The sequence below is a fragment of the Ruminobacter sp. RM87 genome (assembly GCF_000701925.1).
Classification (GTDB): Bacteria; Pseudomonadota; Gammaproteobacteria; order Enterobacterales; family Succinivibrionaceae; genus Ruminobacter; species Ruminobacter amylophilus.
This window is the reverse complement of sequence record NZ_JNKD01000002.1, coordinates 26,789-48,114: the sequence shown is the minus strand read 5'-3', so window position 1 is coordinate 48,114 and position 21,326 is coordinate 26,789. Positions and strand designations below refer to the sequence as shown.

The 21,326-nt window shown below is 38.9% G+C and carries 21 protein-coding genes; 10 read left to right on the top strand and 11 right to left on the bottom strand.

Annotated features, from left to right (window positions below; all coding sequences use genetic code 11):
* Positions 1 to 83: 83 nt before the first annotated feature.
* From T489_RS0100995 to T489_RS14835, 8 genes are all read left to right on the top strand, one after another.
* Positions 84 to 2,453: an LPS-assembly protein LptD gene (locus T489_RS0100995; protein WP_157608024.1), complete on the top strand. Its 2,370-nt coding sequence runs from the start codon at positions 84 to 86 to the stop codon at positions 2,451 to 2,453.
* 9 nt (positions 2,454 to 2,462) lie between these two features.
* A complete protein-coding gene (locus T489_RS0100990) occupies positions 2,463 to 3,761 on the top strand; it encodes a peptidylprolyl isomerase (RefSeq protein WP_031578182.1) in 1,299 nt (432 codons plus the stop codon).
* Between the two features lie 57 nt (positions 3,762 to 3,818).
* Positions 3,819 to 4,649 carry a 16S rRNA (adenine(1518)-N(6)/adenine(1519)-N(6))-dimethyltransferase RsmA gene (gene rsmA, locus T489_RS0100985; protein WP_031578181.1) on the top strand — a complete coding sequence of 277 codons (831 nt, stop codon included), beginning with the start codon at positions 3,819 to 3,821 and terminating at the stop codon, positions 4,647 to 4,649.
* Positions 4,650 to 4,665: 16 nt separating this feature from the next.
* Positions 4,666 to 5,292, top strand: coding sequence for a dephospho-CoA kinase (gene coaE / locus T489_RS0100980; protein WP_031578180.1), 627 nt, complete (start codon positions 4,666 to 4,668; stop codon positions 5,290 to 5,292).
* On the top strand, positions 5,279 to 5,512 hold the full coding sequence (locus T489_RS0100975) for a DNA gyrase inhibitor YacG (protein WP_037318381.1): 234 nt from the start codon (positions 5,279 to 5,281) through the stop codon (positions 5,510 to 5,512). Before coaE ends, T489_RS0100975 begins: the two co-directional genes overlap by 14 nt.
* A 237-nt stretch (positions 5,513 to 5,749) precedes the next feature.
* A complete protein-coding gene (gene glgC, locus T489_RS0100970; RefSeq protein WP_031578178.1) occupies positions 5,750 to 6,967 on the top strand; it encodes a glucose-1-phosphate adenylyltransferase in 1,218 nt (405 codons plus the stop codon).
* Positions 6,968 to 6,970: 3 nt separating this feature from the next.
* Entirely contained in the window at positions 6,971 to 8,416 is a 1,446-nt protein-coding gene (gene glgA, locus T489_RS0100965) for a glycogen synthase GlgA (protein WP_031578177.1), read from the top strand.
* A 663-nt stretch (positions 8,417 to 9,079) separates the two neighbouring features.
* Positions 9,080 to 9,292, top strand: coding sequence for a hypothetical protein (locus T489_RS14835; RefSeq protein ID WP_157608023.1), 213 nt, complete (start codon positions 9,080 to 9,082; stop codon positions 9,290 to 9,292).
* Positions 9,293 to 9,359: 67 nt separating this feature from the next.
* Here the strand turns inward: T489_RS14835 and srmB are convergent, their stop codons facing one another.
* The 5 genes from srmB to rppH are packed head-to-tail and all read right to left on the bottom strand — an operon-like array spanning position 9,360 to position 14,678.
* Complete coding sequence (srmB, locus tag T489_RS0100950; protein ID WP_037318377.1) at positions 9,360 to 10,712, bottom strand: ATP-dependent RNA helicase SrmB; 1,353 nt, start codon at positions 10,710 to 10,712, stop codon at positions 9,360 to 9,362.
* Between the two features lie 2 nt (positions 10,713 to 10,714).
* A complete protein-coding gene (locus tag T489_RS0100945) occupies positions 10,715 to 10,987 on the bottom strand; it encodes an FAD assembly factor SdhE (RefSeq protein WP_031578174.1) in 273 nt (90 codons plus the stop codon).
* Positions 10,988 to 10,999: 12 nt separating this feature from the next.
* Complete coding sequence (thyA, locus tag T489_RS0100940; RefSeq protein WP_031578173.1) at positions 11,000 to 11,794, bottom strand: thymidylate synthase; 795 nt, start codon at positions 11,792 to 11,794, stop codon at positions 11,000 to 11,002.
* A 56-nt stretch (positions 11,795 to 11,850) separates the two neighbouring features.
* On the bottom strand, positions 11,851 to 14,094 hold the full coding sequence (gene ptsP / locus T489_RS0100935) for a phosphoenolpyruvate--protein phosphotransferase (RefSeq protein ID WP_031578172.1): 2,244 nt from the start codon (positions 14,092 to 14,094) through the stop codon (positions 11,851 to 11,853).
* Positions 14,094 to 14,678: an RNA pyrophosphohydrolase gene (rppH, locus tag T489_RS0100930; protein WP_051621681.1), complete on the bottom strand. Its 585-nt coding sequence runs from the start codon at positions 14,676 to 14,678 to the stop codon at positions 14,094 to 14,096. The genes ptsP and rppH overlap by 1 nt, the downstream gene beginning before the upstream one ends.
* 177 nt (positions 14,679 to 14,855) lie before the next feature.
* Here rppH and T489_RS0100925 point away from each other — a divergent pair, with 177 nt between their 5' ends.
* Entirely contained in the window at positions 14,856 to 15,482 is a 627-nt protein-coding gene (locus T489_RS0100925) for a MutH/Sau3AI family endonuclease (RefSeq protein WP_031578170.1), read from the top strand.
* A gap of 270 nt (positions 15,483 to 15,752) precedes the next feature.
* Positions 15,753 to 16,199, top strand: coding sequence for an early set domain-containing protein (locus T489_RS0100920; RefSeq protein ID WP_177178508.1), 447 nt, complete (start codon positions 15,753 to 15,755; stop codon positions 16,197 to 16,199).
* Positions 16,200 to 16,354: 155 nt separating this feature from the next.
* On the opposite strand, the gene rplS is transcribed toward T489_RS0100920, so the two are convergent.
* The 6 genes from rplS to mdh form a co-directional block, all read right to left on the bottom strand.
* The gene (gene rplS, locus T489_RS0100915) at positions 16,355 to 16,723 is read right to left on the bottom strand and encodes a 50S ribosomal protein L19 (protein WP_037318373.1); all 369 of its coding nucleotides are present in this window, start codon (positions 16,721 to 16,723) and stop codon (positions 16,355 to 16,357) included.
* A 54-nt stretch (positions 16,724 to 16,777) separates the two neighbouring features.
* Positions 16,778 to 17,518, bottom strand: coding sequence for a tRNA (guanosine(37)-N1)-methyltransferase TrmD (trmD, locus tag T489_RS0100910; protein ID WP_031578167.1), 741 nt, complete (start codon positions 17,516 to 17,518; stop codon positions 16,778 to 16,780).
* Positions 17,519 to 17,546: 28 nt separating this feature from the next.
* Entirely contained in the window at positions 17,547 to 18,074 is a 528-nt protein-coding gene (gene rimM / locus T489_RS0100905) for a ribosome maturation factor RimM (protein ID WP_031578166.1), read from the bottom strand.
* A gap of 64 nt (positions 18,075 to 18,138) precedes the next feature.
* Positions 18,139 to 18,387 (bottom strand): 30S ribosomal protein S16, encoded by a 249-nt coding sequence (rpsP, locus tag T489_RS0100900; protein WP_031578165.1) that lies wholly within the window; start codon positions 18,385 to 18,387, stop codon positions 18,139 to 18,141.
* A gap of 185 nt (positions 18,388 to 18,572) precedes the next feature.
* The gene (gene ffh, locus T489_RS0100895) at positions 18,573 to 19,949 is read right to left on the bottom strand and encodes a signal recognition particle protein (protein ID WP_031578164.1); all 1,377 of its coding nucleotides are present in this window, start codon (positions 19,947 to 19,949) and stop codon (positions 18,573 to 18,575) included.
* A gap of 215 nt (positions 19,950 to 20,164) precedes the next feature.
* Positions 20,165 to 21,109 carry a malate dehydrogenase gene (gene mdh / locus T489_RS0100890; protein WP_031578163.1) on the bottom strand — a complete coding sequence of 315 codons (945 nt, stop codon included), beginning with the start codon at positions 21,107 to 21,109 and terminating at the stop codon, positions 20,165 to 20,167.
* Positions 21,110 to 21,326: the final 217 nt, after the last annotated feature.

Below are 21,326 nucleotides of genomic sequence, written 5' to 3'. Positions count from 1 at the left end.
GTCTCCTACATTTGTTTAAATCAAGCTTTTTATTTATAATAGTCTTGGTTGTTTGTACATAATAATTTTCAGGGATTCCTCAAGTGTTGAATCATTTAAAAAAGCTTTCACTATGCATCAGTTCTGTTTTGGTTTGCGCTCCTGCTGTTGCGGACAATGCGCCACTGATGCAAATCACTGAATATGATGAAAGATGCTATGGCTACGTTCCTGAATACGTAGCTCCTGACACTACAGTAGATATCCAGAAAGTGCCGATATCCATCACTGCGGACAGTATGGAATCGAACATTAAAAACAACATTCAATATGATGGAGATGTTGAAATCATCCAGGGAAACAAAAGGCTTAAAGCTGACAAAACAACATTCAATCAACATACTCAGGAAATGACTGCTTCAGGCAACATTCTCTACGAAGACGGCCAGATCACAGTAAGCAGTGATACAACACTTTACACAAACCTTGCCACTAACAGTACTGAACTGCACAATGCCACATATATGATCAATGGTTCAGTTATCCGTGGATCAACTGAAAAAGCTGTGCTGAATAACGAGAATAAAACTATCTCACTGTATGACGCCTCCGTGACTACATGCCCTAAACACCAGCCTTCATGGGTATTAAATTCTTCCGAAGTTAACATTGATCAGAATGAAGTTTTCGGTGAAGCATATCATACTGTTTTTAGATTTCATGATGTACCTGTGCTTTATTTACCTTATTTTAATTTTCCAATTAAAAATGAACGTAAATCAGGTCTTCTTTACCCTAATATTGAATATACGTCATCTGACGGAGGAATGCTCACACTTCCTATATACTGGAATATTGCTCCCAATTATGATTTTACTTACAGTCCTAAAATCATAACACGAAGAGGATTGTTGAATACCGGTGAATTCCGTTACATGCCTTTCAGAAATACATATGGCTCCGTGTATGGTCAATACATAAGTCATGACAGACACTACAAGAGTGACGGCGACACGGGAATAAACCACCAAACATTTGACGAACGGTGGATTTACTACATCAATCACGAAACATATTTTTCTGATAAAGATTATGGTTTCCTGATTAATTTTACTCGTGTAAGAAGCAATGACTACAACTACGTTAACGACTTTGATCCCAAGGTTCCTACACTTATTGACAATCAGCTGGTACAGTCAGGAAAGCTGTATGTTGACAAAAACAACTTTGACGCTAATCTGCTTGTTCAAAAATATCAACTCCTGGTACCTAACGAATATATTGTAAATCTGCCATTCAAACTTGTTCCACGGGTTGAAATGAACTACCATGACACCATTGGTTCACATTTGGCATACCGTTCCGGTTTCGAGTATTCTCGTTTCAGGGTTGAAGAATTAAAGGAGCAGAGTTACAAAGGTGACAGGTATCATTTTCAGCCTGAAATCGAATTGCCTATTCTCAATAAGAACGGGATTGAAGTAAGAGCTATCGGAAGAGGATTCCTTACCCATTATGAACAGGATATTCCGTCCACTCTGTACTCGAGCTACATAACTCACGGTTTTACCCCTGGCTTAATTAACGAAAAGGTCAACAGATATCTCTACAACGGAGAAATATACAGCAAGGCCACTTTTGTTAACAATACCCTCAGTTTCAAGCAGACACTTGAACCTGAAATCCAGTACATGTATATCCCTTATCGTAATCAGGATCATATAGGTATATACGATTCAACTGACAGAGTATATGATTACTACTCATTATTCGGTTACAGAAAATATGCCGGGCTGGACAGAATTGCCGATACAAACAGAATAAGTTACGGTATTACCTACCGTATGTATGACAACGAATTGAAGGAAAGGCTGAGATTCAACATCGGTCAGGGATATGATTTCCATAGTCAGAAGGTAAAATTCTATCCTAATGAAACCTCAACTACATATCCGAGAACCCCAATTGCCACAGGAATCAATTTGAATTTTCTTGATTATGTATCAGCCAACGGAAATCTGGTATATAACACTGAAAAAGGGGAAACATCAAGCTGGAATAGCCAGCTTAACGGCATGTATGAAGAATTTAAGGTTCAGCTCAGTTATCGCTATCTGAGAGACGGGAACCAGACTATGAATGGCGAGATCAGCGATCTTAAACAACTTGGGGGGGCTTTCAACTTCCCTATTACTGACGATATTAAAGGTGTGGCTGCAATGTACTATGATTTGGAAAGAAGTCGAAATATTGACCAGAAACTTGCTCTCAAGTACGAATCATGTTGCTACAGTATCGGTTTCCAAATCGAAAGATTCAATAAACCGGACAACTACACACTTACAGCTAAAAACGAAACAAAATACGGTGTTTTCTTTGAATTAAAGGGATTGACTGATTCGAATATGAACGCATCCTTCTCTCCGGAAACAAAACTGATTCCATATAACAACGCCGTAAACTTGAATAAATAGGATATTGTTATGCTAAACAGCCTTTTTAAGAAAACAGCAACAATTTCTACCCTTCTGATTATGATGGGGTTATCTCAGGCGGAAGCCACCGATTACATGGTTGACAGAACCATTGCAATTGCCGGTGACGAAGCAATCCTTTTCAGCGATCTGAATTCAGAGGTAATCAAATACAAAAACTTTCTGAAAGCCCATAATCAGGAATTACCTGCTGACGATGTCATTCGTAAGAATGTTTTGGAACAATTGATTACCAAAAGACTTATCCTGCAGTTGGCAAATAAAAACAACATTATTATCAGTGATACAGATTTGGACAGAGCAATAAAACACATTGCTGAAAACAATCACATGACTACTGAACAATTAATGTCAAAGTATAGAACAACAGGTTTAACTGACGTCGCCATCCGAAATACAATCAGAGATGACATCATCATTGACGAAGTGAAGCGCAGTCAGGTAAGAAGCCGTATTCACATATCTGATCAGGAAGCTGAACATCTTGCTTACGTCTTAAAGGATCAGGCAGCGCATATGCTGACATACCATTTGGCAGTAATTAATTTTTCCCTTCCTGTTACACCGTCTCCTGCTGCAACTGATGCCGCTAACCGTAAAGTTAATATGGTAATGAAAGAATTAAAATCAGGAATGTCATTTGCTCACGCCGCTCAGAAGTACTCTGAGAGCAGTAATGCCATAAATGGAGGAGACCTTGGGAAACTGACTATAAATGAAATTCCTGAATATGCCGCCCCCGCAGTATCAAGGGCAAAACCGGGAGATGTCGTAGGACCTATCAAAACAGAAAGAGGTCTTTCTCTTATCAAGGTCTACGATATTGCAAAAATGACACCTCAGCCTCTTGAACAGGTTAAGGTTAGACACATCCTTCTTACAACCAACATCATATTCGATGATGTTGCCGCAGAACAGCGTTTAAACAACATTCGTAACGATATAATAAACGGTGACCATAAATTCGAAGATGAGGCAAGGCGCTATTCTGAAGATTCAGGGTCAGCCTACAACGGAGGTCTGATCGACTGGTCTAATCCTGACATTTTCGATCCTAGATTCAGAGAGGCAATTAAAAGCCTTAATCCAGGTGATATCAGTGAGCCTTTCAAAAGCAGTTTCGGCTGGCATATAGTTGAATTGATTGATAGAAAAATAGACAAAGATTCAATTGAAGCATATAAAATCAAAGCCAGAGAAATATTATCAAACCGCTCAGTTATGGAAGAAAGTGAGAAATGGGAAAGAGAGCTAAGAGATTCTGCCTACATTAAAATACTCGAATAGACATCTCCATATAGAATGACTTGTATTAAATTGATTTGAACATAAACAGAGACATAAATGCACGATTTAGTTACTCAGGGACATACCGCACGAAAAAGATTTGGTCAGAACTTTCTTCAGGATCAGAACGTTATTGCTAACATAGTCAGAGCCATCAATCCGTCAGCTGATGACAACATTGTTGAAATCGGCCCCGGCCTTGCCGCCCTAACAACTCCTGTAAGTGAAAAAGTTAATAAACTTCATGTTATAGAGCTGGATAGAGACCTGGCCAAAAGATTGAGAGAAAATCCGTTTCTTTCACCAAAACTCGAAATTCACGAAGCTGATGCCCTGAAATTCGATTTCTCAACACTCGGCTCAAAAGAAAACCCTGTAAGAGTATTCGGTAATCTGCCATATAATATTTCCACACCGCTTATGATTCATCTGTTCTCTCAGTCTGAAGTGATCAAGGACATGCATTTCATGCTGCAGAAAGAAGTAGTAACAAGACTGGCGGCCGCACCTGACTCCAAAGACTATGGCCGACTGTCTCTAATAACTCAGTATTACTGTAAGGTAATTCCTATCATGGAGGTAAAACCCAACGCCTTCCGACCAGCTCCAAAAGTAACAAGTGCTGTTGTACGTTTGGTTCCTTATGATAAGAAACCTTATGAGGTGAAAGACATAAGAAAACTTGAACAGGTTCTTGCACTGGCATTCAATCAGAGACGAAAAACAATACATAACAGCTTAAGAGGCTTTATTTCTGATGAAGAACTGTTAAATTTAGGAATTAGTCCTCAGCTCAGAGCCGAAAATATAACACTGCAGCAATACTGTCAGCTCGCAGACATGTTACTCGATAAGAATATTGAAAATGTAAATCAGACTCAGTCATAACATTCAGGTTATCAGTATGAGTAAATGGATATTGGGACTTACCGGCGGGATCAGTTCAGGGAAAACCACGGTCTGCAGTTTTTTTAGGGAATTCGGATGCACGATTGTCGACGCCGATGTCTGTGCACGAAAGGTGGTCATGCCCGGAACAGAAGGCCTGAATGAACTGGTAAGTCATTTCGGACAGAATATTTTATGCGAAGATGGTTCTCTTAACCGACGAGCCCTGCGCAATATTATATTTGTTAATGAACAGGAACTGTCGTACGTGAACAGTATCCTGCACCCTCTTATCCATGATCAGATTTTAAAAGAGCTCTCCGAAGCAACCGGCTGTTATGTAGTACTCGCAGCCCCTCTGCTTTTTGAAAATAAACTGGAACATATTCCCAATCGTATTTTATGCATGGATATTTCACCTGAAATTCAAATCGAAAGAACAATGCAAAGAGACGGATGTTCCTATGAAATAGCCAAAGCAATGGTTGAACATCAGTTACCAAGAGAAAAGAAAATCAGTGCCAGTGATGATGTTGTAGTTTCTAATTTTCCGACTCTGGAAGAATTAAAAAACAAAATTCATGAACTGCACTGCCATTATCTTGAAATTATCAAAAAAGAGAATGAAAATGACAAAAATTAAGTGTCCAATCTGCAACTGTGAAACTGAGTGGAGTCCTGATAACAAATACAGACCTTTCTGCTCTGAACGATGCAAAACGATAGATCTCGGCGGATGGGCATCAGGAAAATATCATATCAGTTCTCCTCTAACACCTGAAGATATGGAAGACGAAGACACTGCCATTGAAATTGAAAAAGCACTACAGGAGCAGCTAAAAAACACACATGGAAACAGTTAAACTGGCCTCCTGTTAATTATTATTTATCTTCCAATTCCATAGCAGGTATTTCAAAGAGCTTAACAAGCTGTAAAAGTTGAGATACCTGTTTTTCAATAAAATAATAACAATTGTCTGTTTTTTTTAACATTAATTCTTGCCATATCAAAAAAACAACAAACGATATACGCCTAGATATCCACTCACTATGTATAATCTTTAGAGAGTGTGGAGATATTTTATAAGTAAGGATTAATTATGGCTGGAGTCATAGCGATGATTTTGGCCGGTGGTGAAGGAACAAGACTTCAGCCACTGACCGTTACTCGTTCAAAACCTGCAGTCCCGTTTGCAGGAAGTTACAGACTTATTGATTTCGTTCTTAATAATTTTGTTAACTCAGATATTATAAGAATTTTTGTTCTTACCCAATTTAAAAGTCAATCTCTGTACATGCATATGAAAAAGGGGTGGACCGTTAACGGTATACCAGGATGTTTCATAGATCCGATTCCCGCACAAATGAGAATGGGTAAACGATGGTATGACGGCACAGCTGATGCCATATTCCAGAATCTTAGTTTCATACGATACAATTCTCCTGACCAGGTGTGTATTTTCGGCAGTGATCATGTTTATAAAATGGATATCAGGCAGATGCTTGAATATCATAAAAACAAAAAAGCCGATTTAACCGTATCCGCCATCAAAGTGCCTATAAAACAGGCACGAAGCTTTGGTGTTATAGAGGTTGACAGCGAATGGAAAATGATTGGTTTTGAAGAAAAACCAAAGAATCCGAAACCTATTCCCGGAGAACCGGATTACGCACTCGTATCAATGGGCAATTATATTTTTGAGGCAGATACCTTATATGAAGAATTAGCCATTGACTCTGTAAACCAGAATTCAACACATGACTTCGGATGTGATGTAATACCCAACATTTATCCAAAGCGTCCGGTATATGTATATAATTTTTTAGATAATTATATTCCCAACGAAAAAAATAAAGGATATTGGAGAGATGTAGGAAGTATAGACATGTACTGGCAGACAAATATGGATCTTATTGATGAAGAACCTAGTTTTGTACTGCATAATCCATCCTGGCCACTGCACACAAATTATCCCCCTCTTCCTCCTGCAAATTTCATAAATACAGAAAACAGACAATGTTCCATCTCTCAAAGCATGATATCAGCAGGTTCAGAAATTGTGGGGGCCAGTGTTGATCACAGTATTATAGGTTTCAACTGCAGAATCGAGGAAAATGCAGAAATCTCCGATTCTGTACTTTTAGGAGACGTGGTTGTTGGAAGCAACTGTAAGATAAAGAAGGCGATTATTGATAAACACGTAACCATAGCTCCGGGAACTGTTATCGGAGAGGATCCGGAGCACGACAGAAGTTTCTATACAGTCTCTGATGGTGGCATCGTTGTTATACCGAAAGGTGCCAGAATTGGTTATTAGATTATGAATGTTCTGTTTTTAACTTCTGAGCTATGCGATTTCGTTAAAACAGGAGGGTTGGCGGATGTTGCCAAAGCCCTCCCGATGGAACTTGTCAAACGTAATCATGATGTCCGAATCATGATGCCCTGTTATAACCGTATACCCAATTATTTTGATTATCCAGTGATAGCAGATCTGTCTTTAACCAATCCTCAAAATAATACTGGTATTGAATTTAAAGTTAGACAGGCCAAACTCTGTAATAAAGTAACTGTCTGGCTAATAGAAAATGAGCACTACTTTGCAAGAAACAGCATTTACGCAGAGAACAATCAGTCGTACTACGATAATGGCGAAAGATTTGCCTTTTTCTCTGCGGCATCACTACTTACTACTGAATATCTCAAATTTGTACCTGACATTGTTCACTGTAATGACTGGCATACTGCACTGACCCCGATGATTCTTGCTTTAAAATACCAGAACTCTCCTTTTTTCAAAAACACTCGTTCTGTTATCACTATTCACAACGGGGCTTTTCAGGGCGTTTTTGAAAAAAGTCAGCTATGGATGTTACCTGAAATATCGCAGGTAAATAATGAAACTGTCAGTCAGGGATTTAACAACATAAACTTCCTTAAATGCGGGGTGTTCTATGCTGATAAGATTAATGCCGTAAGCCCGAGCTACGCCGAAGAGTTAACAACTTTTCTTGGCGGACACGGAATGTCACAGAATTATATGGACAGAATTAATGACCTGTGTGGAATAGTAAATGGCTGTGACTATTCCGACTGGGATCCTTCAATAGATAAAAACATTCCGTTTAACTTCAATTCAGACACAATGGTTGATAAAAGCCTATGTAAATTTCTGCTTCAGGAATATACAAATCTTCCGGTATGCAATAAGCCTATTTTCGGAATGGTTTGCCGTCTTACCGATCAGAAAGGCATAAATCTCTTAATCCCTGTACTGGATGAAATGCTCCAGCATCAGATACAGCTGATTATAGTCGGTACCGGAGCACCGGAACTTGAAAACATCCTTCATCAATACACCAAAAAATACGCAGATAGATTTGTATTCAAAAGTGTATACGATAATAAACTGGCGCACATGGTTGAAGCAGGTTCAGACTTTTTTCTCATGCCTTCCATTTACGAGCCATGCGGCTTAAATCAGATGTATAGCCTTGCCTATGGTACATTACCTATTGTACGAGCTGTAGGAGGACTTAAAGATACCGTTATCTGCTACGATGAAAACCCTCTAGAGGCTACAGGCTTTATTTTCAAAGAAGCTGAACCTCAAGCCTTTCTTAACTGCGTAAGACGTGCACTTATATTTTACCTTCAGGAACACCTTGAGTTTTTACGAATCAGAAGAAACGCAATGAATGTACGTTATAACTGGTCTGACTCAGCCGAAGAATATGAAGAAATGTATAAAAGTGCCATGCACTAAAACTCCATTATTTTTCACGGATTTAACATTAAGGTGGCGATTTTCAACCTATAAAGTATAATATGTCGAGTTTGTTAATTAACCTGTTCTATTTTATAAAAAATGATTTTTCTAAAACAAATCGAAACTCCCAGTAACCTAGATTTAAGAACCGCCTTTCTGTCCCCTTTTCAAGGAATAAGTTTTTTACTTTCCCGTCCTTTCCTTCTGTTCAAAGTTTTACTGTGCTCTGTTGCCATAGTACTGTCACTGCCGGTATTTATTTTAAACTTCTTTACCATTCCTATTTTTCTGTGTCTTATAATGCTGATGATCATTAATGACATCGAGGGAGATAATCTTTCCTTTGCCGAAATAATGACATTGGTTTATACAAACATAAAGATAAAGGTTAAATCCTTTATTTTCATGTCTTTTCCTGCTCTGCTATTCATTCTGTACATTCTTTACAGTATTGAAAATTTCAGCAAAAGCGTATTAATATACGAAGTGTTTGGACTGCTGTGCTTTCTTAACATATGGGGGTTGATAACTGCAAACGCCCTGTTGATTTCATCAAAAAATAACAGCACTCTGTTAAATTCGGTAACCGATAGCCTCAATCTGCTGGTATCAAAACCCTTTGTTTTTTTTAGCCAGCTTATTATCTGGACTATGGGGTTAATGTTTACATTAGCTGTGCTGGGGGCGTATATTCTGATTTTACCAAGTGTTGGAGTCGCCCATGGTTCATTATTAGAAATGGTAATGGTAATCTTAATTACATTTATCGCTATATGCGTATATCTGGCCTTCTACATATCAGGAATTACTGTTCTGCTTTACCACTGGTACGTAAAAACTTCTCAACAGTCAGAAGATACTGCTGATTCCTGATTTACTGTTTTTCTGATAATAAAAATCCGTTATGCCTCTTGCATAACGGATTCCTTCTCCCCCTAAATTACTTTGCAGAAGAGATATTCAGCAACTTATCTGCTTCTTCCTCAGTTATTCCCTGACTCAAAAGCTTTTTCCTCTTTTTCTCATAGAAATTAGGTTTGCCTTTATTCTTCAGATCTCTAGCTCTTTTCTTTATATGTTTTTCTTTTTCGTCAGACTTAACATCTTTATCTTCTTTCTTTTTCTTCTTTTTAGAGAAGTCAGCAAGCTTATTCTGAGCCTTTAAACCATCTATAACTCTTAAGGTTATCTTCTCTCCCGTGTACCTCTCTATTTTGCCAAGAATAGGCACATCATGAGCCTCTACAAGATTAATAGCTACCCCTTTCTTGCCTGCTCTTGCTGTGCGTCCTATTCTGTGAACATATATATCTGCACTTCTCGGCATATCGAAGTTAATCACGTGAGATACGTCAGATACATCTATTCCTCTTGCTGCCACATCTGTTGCCAACAGAATATTTACTGATCCGCCAGCAAATCTTTCAAGGGCGGCTATACGCTTTTCCTGCTCCATTTCTCCACGGATATAGGCGAACTTAATTTCCGCCTTATCCAATTCCTGAACCAGTTCCTGCAGGCGTTCACGAGTCTTAACGAACACAATCGGCTTTACGATTTTTTCACTTCTCAGAAGATATTTCAGAAGTTCAACCTTATGTTCCAAACTGTCAGCAAAAATCTTATACTGTACCACCTTCTTCTTTTCAGAGCGAGGTGAGTCAACATGAATTTCTACAGGATTCTGCAGTACCTCATTAGCAAATTTTGAAAGTAGCCCCCCCTCTAAAGTTGCTGAAAAAAGAAAAGTCTGTTCTCTCCTGCTTGCTGCTTTGGAAATACTTACAACATCATCATAAAAGCCCATGTCCAGCATTCTGTCTGCTTCATCAAGAACAAGAATTTCCACACCCTTAATATCAAACATTTTCTTCTTAAGATATTCAATCAGACGTCCAGGAGTGGCTATAACGATATCAGTACGCTGGCTGAGATCAGGAAGCTGTTCTTCATGATCGACACCGCCAATAACAGTGCATGAACTTACTCTAGGTAGATATTTGCTAAAAAGTTTTACCTGCTCATGAACCTGTAAAGCAAGTTCTCTAGTGGGTGTAAGAACGAGAATACGGCTAAGGCTGTGTTTTTTGTTGGAAAAATCTATAATATGCTGCAGACAAGGCAGAACGTATGCTGCAGTTTTACCGGTGCCTGTCGGAGCATCGGCTAAAACATCAAATCCAGACAAAGCATTAGGTATAACCTCCTGCTGTACTATTGTCGGTTTGCGAAATCCCTGTTCTTCCACAACTTTCAGTAATCTGTTATCTAATTCTAATTCAGAGAATTCCATATTTAACCTATATTTTCCTTAAGTATTTTTTCATGATAAGCAATAATGGAATTTACCACTTTAACAACAAGAGGATCAACTGGAGTTTGTCTTCTTAAAAGATAACGCACCAACTCAAGATCAGTACAGTCAAGAAATGTATTGTACTCATCAAATTCCTGATCTGATGCCTGAGGTAAATAATCATTTACATAAGGTTCAAGCATAAGATCCAGTTCTTTCATTCCCCTACGAGACTTCCATTTTAAGCTGTCCCACTGAGATTCAGTCTTCACTGCAAACCTCCATCAAACCGCAATCGGGGCTTTTATTACAGGGTACGGATCATAGCCTTCAATAATAAAATCCTCAAATTTATAATCAAAAATTGAATCAGGCTTTCTCGCAAATCTTAGGGTAGGCAAAGCCCTTGGCTCTCTGCTTAACTGCTCTTTTGCCTGTTCAAAATGATTGAGGTACAGATGCACATCTCCACCCGTCCAAACAAATTCGTATGGAATCAGATCACACTGCTGAGCAACCATATGAAGCAGCATTGAGTAACTGGCAATATTAAAAGGCAGCCCCAGGAATGTGTCACAGCTGCGCTGATACAGCTGCAGACTTAACTTACCATCAGCAACATAAAACTGAAACATCGCATGGCATGGAGGTAATTTCATATCATCGATACAGGCTACATTCCATGCTGAAACGATCATACGACGGCTGTCAGGAGTATTCTTTATCTGCTGTATTACGTTGGAAATCTGATCAATATGCTTACCATCCGGAGTTGGCCATGAACGCCACTGATAGCCATACACAGGCCCAAGATCCCCGTTTTCATCAGCCCATTCATCCCATATTGTAACTTTATTGTCATGAAGATATTTAATGTTTGTATCTCCGTTAAGGAACCATAATAATTCATGGATTATTGATCTTGTATGACATTTTTTTGTTGTCAGTAAAGGGAAACCATCCTGCATGTTAAAGCGCATCTGATATCCAAAAACAGACTTTGTCCCGGTACCTGTTCTATCGGTTTTCACAGTACCGTTGTCCATAATATGCTGTAATAAATCTAAATATTTTTTCATTAAAAAATCCTTATTGAAAAGCTGTCATTACGACAGCTTTTTTCTTAAAAAATCATCTATTTGATATTCAGAATATCCGAAAGACCTTTTTCTTTAAGATAATCCACATACATTTGCTTGATTGCTGCGGTATCTGACAGCTTAATGGCTTTCTTGAATATATCTGAGAGCTCTTTAGTGTCAACCCTGCGAAGGACATACTTAATTCTGGCTATTTCTGTGTAATTCATACTTAACTCACGATATCCCATTGAAATAAGCAGAATTGCTCCCAACGGATCTCCGGCCATTTCTCCGCACATTGCCAACGGACGATTCAACTCTTGTACACATATACGGTATAAGCGCCATAATACCCTAACCATGGCAGGATTAAAACAGTCATAAAGCTTGGAAACACGTGGATTATTTCTGTCTACCGCTAAAGTATACTGAGTGAGGTCATTACTACCTATGGAGAAGAAATCCAGATACTCAGCAAGATCTTCCAATAAAAACATAGCAGCAGGAACTTCTATCATGGCACCAAGTTTCGGATGAGCTACAACAGAACTGTACTCTTCACAGATTTCCTTATAGGCCTGCTCCAAAATTTCCTTACTTTTTATCACTTCTTCAAGACTGGATACCATAGGAAGCATTATTTCAAGATTTTCGTACTTTCTGTTCGCCTTAAGCATTGCCCTGAATTGAGTGCGAAGCAAATCAGGCTTATCCAGACTTATGCGTATACCTCTCCATCCAAGGAACGGATTAGCTTCGTTAAACGGCATGTACGGTAGAGGTTTATCCCCACCGACGTCCATGGTTCTCATACGAACTCTTGTGGATGCAAAACTCTTGAGAAATTCTTCATAATGAATACATTCCTCCAGTTCTGTAGGAAATGTATTATGCATCATAAATTCAACTTCAGTACGATAAAGGCCAACGCCGTCAATCATCGAAAGTACTGCTTCCGACTCCTTATCAAAATTTAATCCAGCGTTTAATTCGACACTTATCTTAACGCCATCAGAAGTAACGGCAGGTTCATTCTGTTCAGCAATAAACAGTCGTGTATTCTCTTCATCCTTAAGAATATTACCCCTGTATTCAGTTATTATGCCTACAGGAGGATCAACAAAAAGTTCCTCTCGGTTACCATCAAGAATAAATAAATGTCTGTCTAACTTGGACAGAGGCAAATCAACTCCCATCAGTGTAGGAATGTTCATATTCTTGGCAAGTATAGCCGCTATGGAATTAGCACTTCCCTTAAGAGAGATAATACCTGCAATTCTTTCACGAGGCAGTTCAGCAATAAGTGCTGCTGTTATTTCCTCCGCCAACAGTATCACAGGTTCAGAAAATGCAAATTCTTCAAGATAACTGTGTGCTAGTCTGGACAAAAGACGCTGCGACAGGTCACGAATCGCTAATGACAGTTCTTTCTTGTTCTGACTGTTGCAGTCAGCTATCATTTCTTCAGCAATAAGCTTAACTGCCGAAGAAGCTGACCACCCTTCATCATAAATTTTAGCATCTATCTTGTTGCTGAAATCACTGTCTTCAATAATATCCTGGTATGTATCGAAAACATTACTCATATCACTGTTCTTAAGATTATCATTAACTTTAAGGGTAAGTGAATCAAGATCCAGTTGCAACTGAAAAAGTGCCTGGTGAAACAGCTCAACCTGAGTTTCACGGTCATTATTTTTTTTCAGAAGAACCTGTTCCAACTCCATATGTGGCTGCCACACCCAACCTCTTGCTATGGCAATACCACCGGAACCGAAGGTGCACTTCACAGGTTCGGAATTATTGGCTGTCTCATCCTTCTGCCCTGCTATATACAGAGATGAGGACAAATGTGCAGAAAGTGATACTAGAAAAGATTCTTCTATTTCATCAAACTGTCTAGATTCCTTCTGCTGAATGATCAGAATACCAAGATTCAGATCATTGTAATTGATTGGAACACCAAGAAAGGATTTAAATTCTTCCTCTCCAATTTCCGGTATGTATTTGAAATTAGGATGTTCCTGAGCATTAGCCAGATTAAGAATAGTATTTTTCTTACCTACCAGACCTACAAGTCCTTCACCAAAACGCAAAGTAACCTTACCTTCACAGTCATTATTCAAACCGTCAGTAGCAACAAGTCTGTACCGTCCTCTGGTGTGATCGGCTATATATATTGAACAGCAGTCTACACCTAAAGCTTCACGAGTCTTTGCAACCACAAGCTTAAGTGCCTTATTTAAATCCTTTTCACCTAAAAAGGACTCAACTATCAATCTTAATTTTGTAAGCATTATTTTCTCCTTACATGACGCTGCTGGCTCTGTTTTCCATACCAATTTCTTTTCTTAACAGAACTGTCAACCTCTGTTTCATCTTCATTCGGAGTTCGTATTTCCTTGCCGAATAAAGCATAATCAGAAAATTCTTTTAAAATTTTTCGGTAAACATCTCTCTTAAAAGAAATAACCTGTCTTACCGGATACCAGTAACTGACCCATCTCCAATTATCGAATTCCGGAGTGCTGGATAAATTGAATTGAATTTTGTTTTCTGCGTGCTCACACAACCGCAAAAGGAACCATTTTTGTCGCTGGCCGAGGCATACGGGACGCTCATTCCATCTTACCAATCGCTGAGGAAGCTGGTATTTGTGCCACAATTTAGAAACATGAATAATGGTAACATCGCTTTTAACCAGACCAAGTTCTTCATTGAGTTCTCGATACATGGCCTGAACAGGCGATTCACCGGCATTAATTCCCCCCTGAGGAAACTGCCATGAATTCTGACCGATACGGCGAGCCCATAAAACTTGCCCCTGCTGGTTACATATCACAATACCAACGTTAGGTCTAAAACCGTCGCCGTATATCACTTATACACCTCAAAAATCACTATACTCCGATGCTATATCAATTCTAACACATATACAGAACATCACATATCGTTATGACTCATTTGAAGTTAGGAATGGGAGAAAGCCATAATATTTGTTTATAATTGTAATGCAGTGATATTTATAAACAGGTTTTCATATCAGGATTAACATCAGATGATACCTTTCAGTATTGACGAACTTATGCACAGAGTTATTGCTTTGAACGGAATGACAGTCGGGGAACTTGCTTCAGCATTGAACATTCCTCTTCCATACAATACAAAAAATGCAAAAGGCTATATCGGCCAATTGGCTGAAATCGCCTTGGGAGCCACAGCAGGTGCAAAACCAGTGCAGGATTTTATTAACCTTAATGTTGAACTGAAAACCATTCCACTTCTGAAAAACTGCAGACCTGCTCAAAATACTCATGTTTGTATTCTAGAACATCAACATATCCGTAACCAAACATTCGAAAATTCAAACTTCTACAATAAAATCAAACAGGTTTTGTGGTTGCCGGTTGAAGGAGATCCTTCCATAATATTTGCAGAAAGGCACTTCGGAACAGGTTTTCTTTGGCATCCTGATGACAGACAATACCGCATTCTTCATGATGAATGGGAAGAAATTATGGAGTTCATTGCTATCAACGGGATAAAATCAATCACATCGGACATTGGCGAAAATGTGCTTCTGGCACCATGCGGAGGCACTAAAAACAATTACCAATATGGTTTTTACTTAAGAAAATCTTTTACAGCTCAAATCATTGATAATTTCCTTTCTGAATTATCATAAATATGTTTTTTAGTCGTCAGTTAAGGATATTAATTATATTTATTAAAAAATTTTAGATACTGATAATTTAATAAATTTTTTTGCTGTTTTATTGATAAATTTTATCATTAGCACCTCAATTTATTAGCATTAATCATACTTTTAAGAATTAGTGATATACAATTCTTTTATAATTATTTATCTTAATAAGTGACAATCAGTAGAAAATATAAAATCTAATAATAATAACTGATATTAAGTTGCGTAATTTTGAAATTAGGAGAAATTTTAATGAGCGTTACCGTAAAGGAATTTAAAGATAAATTCAAGGTTGCTTTCAAAGTGTCACAGGAAGCAGCCCAGAATGCAAAGGAAATTTATCTCTTATGCGATTTCAATGCATGGGAACCTGTTGCATTAACTCTCAACAAGAATGGTACTTTCACCGTTAATGTTGATATTGCCAAGGATGAAAATCTGAAGAAGACCTATCAGTACAGATATCAGTACGTTATGCCTGACAATTCTGAAAAGTATGACAACGATTGGGATGCTCAGTACTACATTCCAAATCCGTTCAACGGCGATAACTCTGCTTTTGATATTCCTGAACCTTCAGCAGAAGAAGCTCCTGTAAAGGCAGCAGCAAAGCCAAAAGCCGCAAAGGCTAAAACTACTGCAAAAGCCCCAGCCAAATCAGCAGCCAAAACAACCAAAACTTCTACCAAGAAGAAGTAATTAATAATTTTTTGATAATACTCCCGAACCAAAACAAGCTCTGACAACAGTGCTTGTTTTTTTATGCATAAAAATATACACGCAAAAAAAGATTAGAGGAAATTAAGAAATTTCCCCTAACACAAAAACCTAGATTGTATAAGCTTAACTAAAGATTATTCTTCAGACGCACCGGTCTTAACAACTAATCTTTCAGCGATACGAGCTGCTCTACCAGTACGTTCACGGAGGTAGTAAAGTTTAGCACGACGAACCTTACCACGACGAGTAACGGTAATAGAAGAAATTAATGGGCTGTGGGTCTGGAATACACGTTCAACACCTTCACCATTAGAAATCTTTCTTACAGTAAATGCAGAATGAAGACCACGATTACGCTTAGCGATTACAACACCTTCATAAGCCTGTAAACGTTCCTTTTCACCTTCAACTACACGCACCTGAACACGTACAGTGTCACCTGCTCTAAATTCAGGAACATCTGAACGCATCTGTTCTTTTTCAATTTGTTCAATTAAATTCATAATAAATTCCTACCTAGGATATACTGATAACTCTCTACTGTTCAACCTTACGATCTACTTGGACTTGCGTTCTCGCAGATAAAGGGCAAGAATTTTTTCTTGCTCGTCAGTCAGAGCTAGGTTATTTAAAATATCTGGCCTTCTTTCATAGGTTCGGACTAAAGACTGTTCTAATCTCCACTTTCTTATTTTCTCGTGATTTCCACTCATAAGAACTTCCGGAACTTTCTGTCCATCAATCTCTGGCGGTCTGGTGTATTGAGGACAATCCAAAAGTCCTGTGGCAAACGAATCCTCCACAGCACTCAGTTCATCGCCCAACACTCCCGGTATCAAACGAGACACGGCATCAACCACAATCATAGCCGGTAATTCACCGCCACTAAGGACATAATCACCAACAGACCATTCCTCATCGACATATTTATCTATAATTCTTTCATCAATACCTTCGTACCTGCCTGCAATAATGATTAGTTCATCATTTTTAGCAAGTTCTACACAGCCCTGATGATCAAATTTACGCCCCTGAGGTGACATATAAATCACCTTGGCATTTGGAAGCTGTTTCTTGGCCTCAAGAATAGCATCTCTTAGAGGCTGAACCATCATCACCATGCCGGGACCACCGCCAAATGGACGCTCGTCCACTTTCTGGTGTTTGTCATAAGCAAAAGATCTTGGGTTAATGCAAAAAAGGGAAATTATTCCACGCTGTACCGCCCTGCCTGTTACACCAAATTCAGTAATTGCCTGAAACATTTCCGGAAAGATGCTAATTACACCAATCCTCATAAATACCTCATCATACTACCGAATCTGTTTAGAAGTCAGGTTCCCAATCAACTTGTATTACTTTTTCGTCAAGATCAACATTCTTTACCACATGTGGTAAATAAGGTATAAGTCTTTCCTTAATTTCATACTTGTCATCTTTTCTGGCCTTAACAACTAACACGTCATTGGCCCCTGTTTCCATCATGTTAGACACAATACCTAAATCATACCCATCCAGAGTAACTGCCCTAAGACCGATAAGCTCGATCCAACGGAAAACTCCTTCAGGCAATTTAGGTAAGGAGCTAGGGAGTATACCAATGTCACTACCTGTAAAGCCCTGAACTACCTCGCGAACATCAAAACCTTTGATTTTCACGATATAGCTGTCAGCATGTGGCTTTGCATCTGTTATTTCTATACTCTGCCACTGCCCGCCTGGCTTACGATAAAACCAGGGCTTATAGCTAAAAAGACTTTCAGGATCCTCTGTATAAGAAAAAACCTTAATATAGCCTTTGATTCCAAAAACGGCACCAAAACGGCCCATTACTTCAGGTACTTCTTTATCCATACTAATCCCTATATCTCATCACTCTGTTAAAAAACCGTGGTAATCAAATACCATCAGCATCAACTTAAGCGTTAGCCTTGGCATCCTTAACGAGCTTCTTTACACGATCAGAAAGCTGAGCACCCTTGCCAACCCATTCAGTAACCTTGTCAAGGTTAAGATTGAGCTTAACTTCATTGCCCTGAGCAATCGGATTGTAGAAACCGATGTCTTCGATGTATCTACCGCTGAGAGCACGACGTGAATCAGCAACTACTACGTGATAAAATGGACGCTTTTTAGAACCACCACGCTGTAAACGAATAACTACCATATTTTCCTCTATATAAGGTTAATTAACTGACAAAACAATTTCGCCATATACAAAATAGGTTGAAAAATTTTAACTTTTTTTGAGAATTAATCAAGTAAAATTTGCACAATATCTAAATTTTTTATGGAAAAAAATTAAAAAAAGCCATTGCAATCAGCAATGGCTTTTAGAGCAAATATAATTTTTTACTGTTGAGGAGGCATCTTGAAACCTGCGGCAGGCATAAGATCCTTCACCAGATTAAGCATCTTACGAAGCCCACCCTTACTCTGCAGACGTTTCATCATGTGCTGCATCTGAGTAAACTCTCTTATCAGTTTTGTTACTTCGGTAACTTCGACACCAGCACCATCTGCTATTCTCTTCTTACGAGATGCCTTAATAATTTCCGGATGTCTTCTTTCCTTAATGGTCATTGAATTGATGATGGCTTCTTTTCGATAAATAATCTTATCGTCTACCTTATCCTTAATTTCGTCCGGAAGAGCACTCATGCCAGGTAATTTATCCAGCATGCTGGCAATACCACCCATATTGCGCATCTGAACAATCTGAGCTCTGAAATCATCGAAGTCAAAATCCTTACCGGTCTTGAATTTGTCTGCCAGTTTTTCAGCCTGCTTCTTATCAACCTTACGTTCCATCTCTTCAACAAGAGATAAGATATCACCCATGTCAAGAATTCGACTTGCCATACGTTCAGGATGGAATGGATCAAGTGCTTCAATTTTTTCACCAGCTCCGAGGAATTTGATAGGCTTTCCGGTTATCTTACGGACAGAAAGTGCCGCACCGCCACGGGCATCACCATCCATCTTAGTAAGAATAATACCGGTTAAAGGTAATGCATCATTGAAAGCCTTGGCAGTATTGGCAGCATCCTGACCAGTCATGGCATCCACCACAAATAGTGTCTCGACCGGATTGATATCAGCATGAATTTCCTTGATTTCATTCATCATGTCTTCGTCCACATGCAGACGACCGGCAGTATCCACAAGTAAAACATCCATGAACTTAATCTTGGCTGATGCCAAGGCATTGCGGACAATATCAAGAGGTTTATCTTCAACAGTTGACGGGAAGAACTCCACTCCTACTGTTTCAGCAAGAGTCTTTAACTGCTCAATAGCTGCAGGTCTGTACACGTCAGCACTCACAACCATTACCTTCTTCTTTTCTCTGTCTTTAAGGTACTTTGCTAGTTTTGCAACAGTTGTTGTCTTACCAGCACCCTGTAAACCAGCCATAAGAACGACAGCAGGAGGCTGAGTCGCAAGATTAAGTTCCGCACACTCATCACCCATAACAAGCTTTAGTTCTTCGAAAACAATCTTTACGAATTCCTGTCCCGGATTAAGAGCCTGATTCACTTCCTGACCAAGAGCCTTGGTCTTTACTTCAGCAATAAAATCCTTAACCACCGGCAAGGCAACGTCTGCTTCAAGAAGAGCCATTCTAACTTCACGAAGAGTATCCTTGATATTATCTTCTGTTAATTTCCCCTGTCCTGTGATATTACGCAGGGTCTTAGTCAATCTCTGAGTTAAATTTTCAAACATTTTTTAATCCATAAAAAAGATCTGGGCTCTGTATTTCCAGACACAAAATAATTAATCTTACACCTAGCACATTATAATTGAGGCGACAACATTTTAATAGTGAAAGCTAACCAAGATATATGAAAGATCTCACTATGTAATGTTTTACAGAACTCATGTAAACAACAAAAAAGGCCGTAGTTTAGTACGGCCTTTCACTCAAACATACTTCAGAATTAGTTGTTGTTTACAAAATCAACGCCCTGCTGAATGTCTTTCTTAAGGATATCTAACATACCGTTAAGAGCATTTTCTTCAAAAGAGCTTAACTTGCCAATTGGCAGATATTCCTTAACACCTTCAGTACCGAGCAGTAAAGGCTGAGCGAAGAATGAAGCATAACCAGTTTCGCTTTCAACATAAGCTGGTTCAACAACATTTTCTTCACCGCTTAAACCGCGAACAATAGCTAATGCAAAACGAGCACCGGCAGCTGCCATTGACAGAGTAGCAGAACCAGACCCCTTGGCTTCAACCACTTCAGTACCAGCGTTCTGTACATGAAGAGTCAGCTTTTCAATCTGATCAGCAGAAAGTTTTTCATAACCTTCAGACTGAGAGAATAAAGGAAGAATTGTAGTGCCACTGTGACCGCCGATTACCGGAACCTTGGCTGAACAACGACAGCTGTTGGTTGCATCAGCCCAGAATGTTTCAGCACGCAGGGTATCAAGCATAGTAACACCGAATAAGCGCTTCTTATCATAGCAACCAGCCTTCTTTAATACTTCGGCTGCTAATGGAACCATTGTGTTTACAGGGTTGGTGATAATAGCGATACAAGCCTTTGGTGCATGCTTGGCAACTGCTTCTACCAATCCCTTAACAATGTTGGCATTAAACTTGAACAAGTCACTGCGATCCATACCTGGCTTTCTGGCCATACCGGCTGGAATAACAACAACAGAGGCACCAGAAACAGCCTTTACCAGACCTTCGTCACCGGTAAAACCTTCAACTGATACATTGGTAGGGATGTGGCTTAAATCAACTGCTACGCCAGGGGTTGATGGAGCAACGTCATAAAGAGATAATTCAGAACCTTTTGGTAACTGGTTTTTCAAAAGAAGAGATAACGGCTGGCCAATACCACCTGCTGCACCTAAAACTGCAATTTTCATTATTACGGATCCTCTGTAATTTTTACTTATTCTTATACACTAATATTCAATTCGAGTATATTACTCTAAAACAATAATAACTGCTATATTTAGCACCTTAAAATGACGTCTAAATTCAAATTTTTGAGCTCATATCACCTTTATTTTTGAATTTTCTTTTTTGTTAAACGTGATACAAATCAACTTTAATAAATTTGCGTCACTTCAATAAATCATT